Source organism: Acidisarcina sp. (genome assembly GCA_035539175.1).
Taxonomy (GTDB): Bacteria; Acidobacteriota; Terriglobia; order Terriglobales; family Acidobacteriaceae; genus JANXZS01.
This window is the reverse complement of the sequence record DATLIY010000005.1, coordinates 23,265-30,342: the sequence shown is the minus strand read 5'-3', so window position 1 is coordinate 30,342 and position 7,078 is coordinate 23,265. Positions and strand designations below refer to the sequence as shown.

10 protein-coding genes and 1 tRNA gene are annotated in these 7,078 nt (G+C 55.8%); 7 read left to right on the top strand and 4 right to left on the bottom strand.

Annotated features, from left to right (window positions below; translation table 11 throughout):
- Positions 1-270 precede the first annotated feature (270 nt).
- Positions 271-723, top strand: coding sequence for a hypothetical protein (locus VM554_01800; protein ID HVJ07095.1), 453 nt, complete (start codon positions 271-273; stop codon positions 721-723).
- 251 nt (positions 724-974) lie between these two features.
- On the opposite strand, the gene VM554_01795 is transcribed toward VM554_01800, so the two are convergent.
- The 3 genes from VM554_01795 to VM554_01785 form a co-directional block, all read right to left on the bottom strand.
- Positions 975-1,051: transfer RNA gene (locus VM554_01795), tRNA-Arg, on the bottom strand.
- A 78-nt stretch (positions 1,052-1,129) separates the two neighbouring features.
- On the bottom strand, positions 1,130-1,411 hold the full coding sequence (locus tag VM554_01790) for a hypothetical protein (GenBank protein HVJ07094.1): 282 nt from the start codon (positions 1,409-1,411) through the stop codon (positions 1,130-1,132).
- Between the two features lie 111 nt (positions 1,412-1,522).
- A complete protein-coding gene (locus VM554_01785; GenBank protein ID HVJ07093.1) occupies positions 1,523-2,017 on the bottom strand; it encodes a TlpA disulfide reductase family protein in 495 nt (164 codons plus the stop codon).
- A 44-nt stretch (positions 2,018-2,061) separates the two neighbouring features.
- On the opposite strand from VM554_01785, the gene VM554_01780 reads away from it, so the two are divergent.
- Genes VM554_01780 through truB form a run of 5 tightly spaced genes read left to right on the top strand, consistent with a single transcriptional unit; the run spans position 2,062 to position 5,624 of the window.
- The gene (locus VM554_01780) at positions 2,062-3,129 is read left to right on the top strand and encodes a glycosyltransferase family 2 protein (protein ID HVJ07092.1); all 1,068 of its coding nucleotides are present in this window, start codon (positions 2,062-2,064) and stop codon (positions 3,127-3,129) included.
- 48 nt (positions 3,130-3,177) lie between these two features.
- Positions 3,178-3,588: a 6-carboxytetrahydropterin synthase gene (locus VM554_01775; protein ID HVJ07091.1), complete on the top strand. Its 411-nt coding sequence runs from the start codon at positions 3,178-3,180 to the stop codon at positions 3,586-3,588.
- Positions 3,585-4,019 carry a 6-carboxytetrahydropterin synthase gene (locus VM554_01770; protein HVJ07090.1) on the top strand — a complete coding sequence of 145 codons (435 nt, stop codon included), beginning with the start codon at positions 3,585-3,587 and terminating at the stop codon, positions 4,017-4,019. The genes VM554_01775 and VM554_01770 overlap by 4 nt, the downstream gene beginning before the upstream one ends.
- 46 nt (positions 4,020-4,065) lie before the next feature.
- The gene (gene folE, locus VM554_01765; GenBank protein HVJ07089.1) at positions 4,066-4,695 is read left to right on the top strand and encodes a GTP cyclohydrolase I FolE; all 630 of its coding nucleotides are present in this window, start codon (positions 4,066-4,068) and stop codon (positions 4,693-4,695) included.
- A gap of 44 nt (positions 4,696-4,739) precedes the next feature.
- On the top strand, positions 4,740-5,624 hold the full coding sequence (truB, locus tag VM554_01760) for a tRNA pseudouridine(55) synthase TruB (GenBank protein HVJ07088.1): 885 nt from the start codon (positions 4,740-4,742) through the stop codon (positions 5,622-5,624).
- Here truB and VM554_01755 read toward each other — a convergent pair.
- Positions 5,621-6,310 (bottom strand): arylesterase, encoded by a 690-nt coding sequence (locus VM554_01755; protein HVJ07087.1) that lies wholly within the window; start codon positions 6,308-6,310, stop codon positions 5,621-5,623. The genes truB and VM554_01755 overlap by 4 nt on opposite strands.
- A gap of 87 nt (positions 6,311-6,397) precedes the next feature.
- Here VM554_01755 and VM554_01750 point away from each other — a divergent pair, with 87 nt between their 5' ends.
- The gene (locus VM554_01750) at positions 6,398-7,078 is read left to right on the top strand and encodes an ABC transporter ATP-binding protein (protein ID HVJ07086.1); all 681 of its coding nucleotides are present in this window, start codon (positions 6,398-6,400) and stop codon (positions 7,076-7,078) included.

Below are 7,078 nucleotides of genomic sequence, written 5' to 3'. Positions count from 1 at the left end.
TTCTCTTCAACCGTGCGCCAGCGACGTCGGGGCTCAGTGGTCCCAACACCAACTTCAGAACCTGCAACAATGCTCTGCTCCATACAGGCATCGTCTACAGATCCATCACCAGCGTCCAGACGGTCGGGACCAAACGCTTACTTTCTATCCCCATGTCACCAGAATTCAAGCCCTGGCTGCAGCTACCGTCTTCAACTGGCTTCGTACTGATGTTGCGGAGATGCGTGCCCGGTTCAGCGATTCATGAACGAGGTTTGCGAAAATACCCTTATGTCCGACTCTTATTACAGAACCCTACTGATTGATGGAAAGAATAGGAAGCTGCAGGAACTTGCCGATCTTGCTTCGAAAGAGCGAACGCCAGCGAAGGCGAAGCAATACGCCGATCAAGCGCAGGCAATTCTGCGTGACGTGGATGAGATTGACGCGAAACTCGCCTTCGAGGAAGGGCCTGCCGGACTGGATTACCGGGATGATGCGGAGATGAACTTTTCCATCATCCGGTTCCTGACCCATAGCAACAGGCCAGCATCCGAGGAGGAGATCACAGCAGATCTCATCCGGGGGCAGTTCCGAGGCTACAAGGACAAGCGCAAGATGGCTATACGCGTTGGGCGCTGCGTCCGGGCCTATGCCGTTGGAAGGGCGTCGTCGATGCCTAAGCTAAGGGTCAGGAACAATCTTGTCGGCCTGGCGGATTGGCCGAACGAGATGTTCTCCTGACCCTTAACCGCTACAGCTTCCCCTCAACTCCTGATCCTCGATGTAGCGCATCCGCGCTACACACGCTTGGTCACACAGCAGTTGCGCAGTTACTGAGCTCAGAATTAGCGTGGTTGCTGATAGGACGAATCGGTTCAATAGCAGCCAGCGGAAGCTGCTGAAGTTCGGAAAGAGAGCGTGAAAAGTGGCCGAAACCCATCATTGATATTTTGTAGTGTAGAGTCTAATTGATTGATTTCAGATGGCTTATATGGTGCGCCCGGAGGGATTCGAACCCCCGGCCTGCTGATTCGTAGTCAGCCGCTCTATCCAACTGAGCTACAGGCGCACATCCATAACGGCTTACGGACTCTCTTAAGATACCAATGATTTGCCGGTTTCGCAAACCTGCTGCGCGGCGTCCTGGCTACTTTGCCGGAGCAGCATCCTTTACTTCGGCCGCCGGTGGAGGAAGCAGGGGAGGAATCAACGACACCTCCTCGGTGATCGAGATTCCCGCTCCACGCAGCAACCTGGACACGGCTGCTGCATTGAGGCGCGTGGCGTCATATTCGACGAGAATCGTCATCTCCTGGCGATTCACCTTCAGCCGACGCATGCCGTAAACCTCGAGTGCATTGCCGAGCGCCAGCATCTCCGCTTCCGTGGGATGCGTGGCATAGCGATAAACGACATCAAGCGTAGTCATGGGAAAATAATAACAGCCCGCAACGGGGCAGAGAACTGCAGCCCTTCGATTCCTTCGGAAGAACGTTGCTACCCGCCACGGAACACGGCTCTCTCGCTGCCGCAGAGGAGTTTACAGGCCCTTCAGATAGCTCACGATCTCCGGGCTGGTCCAGTTCTGCGCTCCAACGAACTTGCGGCGCAGGATCCCCCTCCGGTCGATCACATAGGTTTCGGGAAATCGAACCGTCCCATAGAGCCGGTTGGTCTCCTGCTTTCCATCGCGCACGGTGACCATGTCCATCTTGTGTTCGGCAAGGAACTGGTTGTACGCAGATTCATCCTGATCCGTGCTGACCGCGAGGACAACGACCTCCGGCAAACGCTGTTGCAGAGTAATCAGGGTGGGCAGCTCTGCCAGGCAGGGAGGGCACCAGGTCGCCCAGAAGTTGAGGACGACGACTTTGCCGCGATAGGAGCTGAGACGCACGGTTTTTGTGGCGTCCGTGACGGTGAAATCGGGGGCTTTCTTGCCGATCTGCGATGGATGAGAGCCGCGATCGCAGCCCGCCAAAGGGATCAACAACGCCAGAGCGAAAAGGATTGTAGAAAACTTGCGAGATCGCACAATTTCTATAATACGGATAGAAGAGCGGTTGAGCGAGGTCATGGTTGGGTGATTTGAAGGGGATGGCGTTGGCGGCGGAGAAGGCGGGAGGCAGCAAGGATCCTCGTCTGTTGTCGGTCATCATACCGGCCCGGAATGAGGAAGACTGTATCGCAGAATGCCTGCGGTCGCTGACCAGCCAATCGGAAGAGGGCTTTGAACTGGGCAAGGAGTGGGAACTGCTGCTTGCCGACGATGGCTCAACCGACAGGACCCGCGCAATTGCGGAGGGGTTCGTGGGAATCACCCTGGTCACGCCCGGAGCGCCCCCGAGCGGTTGGACCGGAAAGGCGAACGCGGTTTGGAGCGCGGCAAAGCTGGCGACTGGTCGCTGGCTGCTCTTTACCGATGCAGACACGGTTCACGAGGCTGGCGATTTGCGGCGCGCGATTCATGAGGCGGAGAGGGCAGGCGTGGCCATGCTGTCCTACTCGCCACGGCAGATTGTCATTGGCTTTTGGCAACGGGCGCTGATGCCCTTGGTCTTCAGCGAACTCGCGCTTGCATATCCACCGCAGAAGGTGTCCGATCCGCAATCGCGTCTGGCTGCGGCCAATGGACAGTTTCTCCTGATCCGGCACGATGCATATCTCCGGATTGGTGGTCACGAAGCCGTAGCAGGCAGCATCCTCGAAGATGTGGATCTTGCGAGTCTGGTGAAGAGCGGTAAGCTGGGATTGCGCTTTCGCTACGCGCCGGACGCGCTTTCCACTCGCATGTATCGAACCTTTGGACAGATGTTCGAAGGGTGGACCAAAAACCTTGCGCTGCTCTTTGGAAATTGTCTGACGCTGGCAGCCTGGCGTCTTCTGGATCTGGTTCTGCTGGTGGGCCTGCCCTTGCTGGTCGTGGCTGTGCATTACCGGCCTTTGGCAATGTGGGCTTTGATATTGTTGTGGTTCCGCGCTTTGTGGCGATTTTATGCGCGGGTGGCCAAGTCAAATTTTCCGGCAGCCGACTGTGCGCTCTCCGTCTTTGGGTTGCCTCTATTTGCGGTGGTGCTGATTCGGAGCTGGTTGCACCACACCATAAGAAAACGGGTTGTCTGGAAGGGACGCGAATATTCTACTTAAACTTGTGAAGCTGCAAGGCTTGGCAGCACATCCATTAATGACGAACGTATGATTCTATTGACACGCAGGGCGGAGTTCTCCGCGGCTCATTACTATTGGAATGACGACTTCTCCCCTGAGGAGAATGTGCGCGTCTTTGGAAGATGCGCGAACCGAAATGGCCACGGACACAACTACACGCTTGAGGTCACGGTAGAGGGCGACGTGGATCCGGTTTCGGGTTTTGTAGTCGATCTGAAGTGGCTCCGCGATGTGATCGATAGCGAGATTCTTCAGGTGTATGACCATCGCCATCTGAATCTCGAAGTGCCGGAGTTCAAAACGATGATTCCGACGACTGAGAACATCGCCATCGCGATCTGGAATAGGCTTGCGCCCAGGCTGGGAAGCACCAAACTGCATCGGGTTCGTGTCTATGAGATGCCCGACTTGTTTGCTGATTACTACGGGGAGCCATGAAAGCCTATCTGTCGCGTCGTTATCGCATCAGCGCCTCGCACCGCCTCCACACGGAAGCCTACGACGAGCGGCGCAATCGTGAGGTGTATGGCAAGTGCAATAACCCCCATGGGCACGGGCACAATTATGTTGTCGAAGTTACAGTTTCGGGTCAGGTCGATCCTCAGACGGGAATGATTTGCAATCTCGGAGATCTGGACGGCTTTATGCAGAGAGAGGTCATCGACCGCTTCGACCATACAAATTTGAATCTGGATGCGAGCTTTCAGGAGCAGGTGCCCACCACGGAGAATCTGTGTATTACAGTGTTTGATCTTGTTTCCGCTGGATTCGACAAGGCAACCCTGGTGAGCATCCGAATCGAAGAAACGGCAAATAATTATTTTGAGTATCGCGGAAAGAGTGAGAGAACCCAGAACCGCTATGCCTGAGCATACGGAGCCTGCCGTTCGATACGGCGGCGGAAAAGGACAACGAATGGCTCAACCAGCAATTGTGACAAAGCCCGGAGCCCGGATCGGCGCAAAGAGCGGCCTTGCCGAACACACCACGCAGGAGCTTTATCGAGAGATCCTCTCTCGCCTTGGCGAAGATCCCAGCCGCGACGGGTTGTTATTGACGCCCGAGCGCATGGAGAAATCTATGTCCTTCCTCACCAAGGGTTATGAGGAAGACCCCACCAAGATTCTCCGCGGTGCGCTCTTTGATGTGGACTACGACGAGATGGTAATCGTGAAGGATGTAGAGATGTTCTCCCTCTGCGAACACCATCTGCTGCCATTCTTTGGCAAGGTTCACGTGGCCTACATCCCCAAGGGCAAGGTGATCGGCCTGAGCAAAATACCGCGCCTGATCGAGGTTTTTGCCCGCAGATTGCAAGTGCAGGAGCGCCTGACACGCCAAATTGCGGATGCCATCCAGGAAGCTATCGAGCCTCAAGGCGTCGGCGTGGTAATCGAGGCGCGGCACCTCTGCATGATGATGCGCGGGGTAGAGAAGCAGCACTCCTCCACGGTGACGTCCGCGATGGTGGGTGTGTTTCAGCAGCAGAAGACACGAAGTGAATTCTTGTCCCTGGTGCGGGAACGGACGACGACAACCTTCTAAATCACGCATAGCAACGCAGCATTTCCACCCGCGAAGCAACTATAGTGGAAGGTGTGAACGGGCTCCTTATAGTAGATAAGCCAGGTGCGATGACTTCGCACGATGTTGTCGCTTTCGTACGTCGCTTCACCGGGGAGTCTTCTGTCGGCCACCTCGGCACACTTGACCCGATGGCGACCGGTGTTTTGCCATTGCTGCTTGGCAAGTACACCCGCCTCGCGCAGTATTTCGGCAGCATGGACAAGACATATACCGGTACGATTCGTTTCGGTTTTGCGACGGATACCTATGATGCCGAAGGCACGCCGCTCTCTGCTCCCTGCCAGGTCCAGCTGTCTCCCGATCAGGTGAGAGAGGCAGCCGCCTATTTCCATGGGGAGATGGAGCAGGTGCCGCCGGTGTTTTCCGCTAAGAAAGTCGGCGGCAAACCGGCCTATAAATCTGCGCGCGAAGGAAAGCCAGTTGCGTTAAAACCAGTACGGATCAGCATCTTGAACTTCGAAATTACTACGGTCGCGGCAGATCGTGCCGACTTTGTGCTGAGTGTCTCATCAGGTGGGTATGTTCGATCGGTAGCGCATGAGCTGGGCCAAAGGCTTGGCTGCGGAGCGCACCTCGCCAGCCTGCGAAGAACCCAGGCCGGTCCCTTCACTCTGAACGATGCAATGAGTCTTGAGAGAATTGCGAGCTTGCCGAACGCCGAGGCATTGGAACAAATGCTGCCTCACCCGCGCAGCATCTTGCCGGCGCTTCCATCGGTCAGCGCAGATGAATTGGCCGCAGGACGCATCCGCAATGGGGGAGCAGTCAATCTGCCTGAATACTCGGATGCTCCACTAGTGAAGATCTTCAGTGGCCAGAGGAACCTGTTGGCGATTGGAAAACGTGTGGCAGGGACGCTGTTTCAGCCGGTAGCAGTCTTGTGCTAGCTGGCTTTCGATTGCGGTTTCTTGAGCAGCGGGGAGACCAGCGCCAGAACATTTCTGGCCACCTGCTCATTTCCTTTGGCTGTGGCATGGGTCTGGTCTGGCTGCATCGAGCCAGGCACGCCGTAGACTCCCTGCAGTAGAAAAGGAAGCATCGGCACCTTGTACTTTCGCGCGATCAGGATGTAGTTCTTATTGAACTGCTCGATGTAATCGGCGCCATAATTTGGCGGTAATGTGATGCCTGCGAGGACAACTTTCATGCCAGATTGCTTCAATCCGTGCACAATATTGTCGAGATTTTCGCGGGTGCTGGTGATGGGAAGCCCACGTAAGCCATCGTTCCCCCCAAATTCGACAATTACCAGCGCAGGTTTCAGCGCGATGACGTCTTTTAGCCGCTCCACTCCGTCTTTAGTAGTGTTGCCGCTGATGCCAAGGTTTACGACACGGTACCCGTAGTGTTCCTCGTCCAACAGCCTTTGCAGGTAATCTGGGTAACTCTGGCCCGGTTCCGTGCCATACCCGGCTGTCAAGCTGTCACCGAATGCGACGATGATTGGTCGAGTATCCTTCGTGAGCTTGACGGGAGCAGCTTCTGGAACGGGAGGAATATCTGCTCGAGCACTCGGCTGCGCCTCCGGCGGCCGTGAATCTCGGCAGCCAACCGCAGCGGTTAGGGAGAGCACAGTAAGCAGAATTGGTGCCAGACAAATTCGCAGCGAGGTCACACCAGTAACTGTAGCAAAGGCGGCGAGAGACAGGGGACAGCCAGAATGATTGAAGTTCGCGATTTGAAAAAGTCGATTCGCAATGGCACAAAAACAGTGGACATATTGAAGGGAATCGACCTCGTCGTTCCTGCCGGAGAGTTCGTCGCGATCATGGGCGCCTCGGGTAGCGGCAAGAGCACCCTGCTGGGCCTGCTGGCTGGCCTGGATTCGCCGACGGAAGGTCAGGTACTGCTGGACGGGACCGACATCAGCCAGCTTGCAGAAAATGAGCTTGCCCAGGTGCGAGGCCGGAAAATTGGTTTCGTGTTTCAGTCCTATCAATTGATTCCAACTTTGACGGCTCTCGAAAATGTGTTGCTTCCCTACGAGTTGAATGCGGCGGGTGACGGCCTTTCACGCGCGAGAAATCTGCTCGCCTCCGTTGGATTGGGAGATCGCATGCATCATTATCCGGTCCAACTTTCTGGTGGAGAACAGCAGCGTGTTGCTTTGGCCCGTGCCTTCATCGTGGAGCCGCCTATCGTAATGGCCGATGAGCCGACGGGAAATCTCGACTCAAAGAATGGCGAACACGTGCTGTCTCTCTTGTTGGATCGGAACCGCGAAACCTCCACAACCCTTGTATTGGTTACCCACGATCCTGCGATTGCAGATCGTGCGGACCGAAGGATTGTGCTGCGAGATGGCCTGATCATCTCCGATGAGAGACGGGAGAACCTCTGA

What these genes read in the sequence shown, in the direction of transcription:
- VM554_01775 (HVJ07091.1), top strand. Translation starts at nt 3,178, where the DNA reads ATGATTCTATTGACACGCAGGGCGGAGTTCTCCGCGGCTCATTACTAT.
- VM554_01750 (HVJ07086.1), top strand. Translation starts at nt 6,398, where the DNA reads ATGATTGAAGTTCGCGATTTGAAAAAGTCGATTCGCAATGGCACAAAA.
- VM554_01800 (HVJ07095.1), top strand. Translation starts at nt 271, where the DNA reads ATGTCCGACTCTTATTACAGAACCCTACTGATTGATGGAAAGAATAGG.
- folE (HVJ07089.1), top strand. Translation starts at nt 4,066, where the DNA reads ATGGCTCAACCAGCAATTGTGACAAAGCCCGGAGCCCGGATCGGCGCA.
- VM554_01790 (HVJ07094.1), bottom strand. Translation starts at nt 1,411, where the DNA reads ATGACTACGCTTGATGTCGTTTATCGCTATGCCACGCATCCCACGGAA.
- VM554_01770 (HVJ07090.1), top strand. Translation starts at nt 3,585, where the DNA reads ATGAAAGCCTATCTGTCGCGTCGTTATCGCATCAGCGCCTCGCACCGC.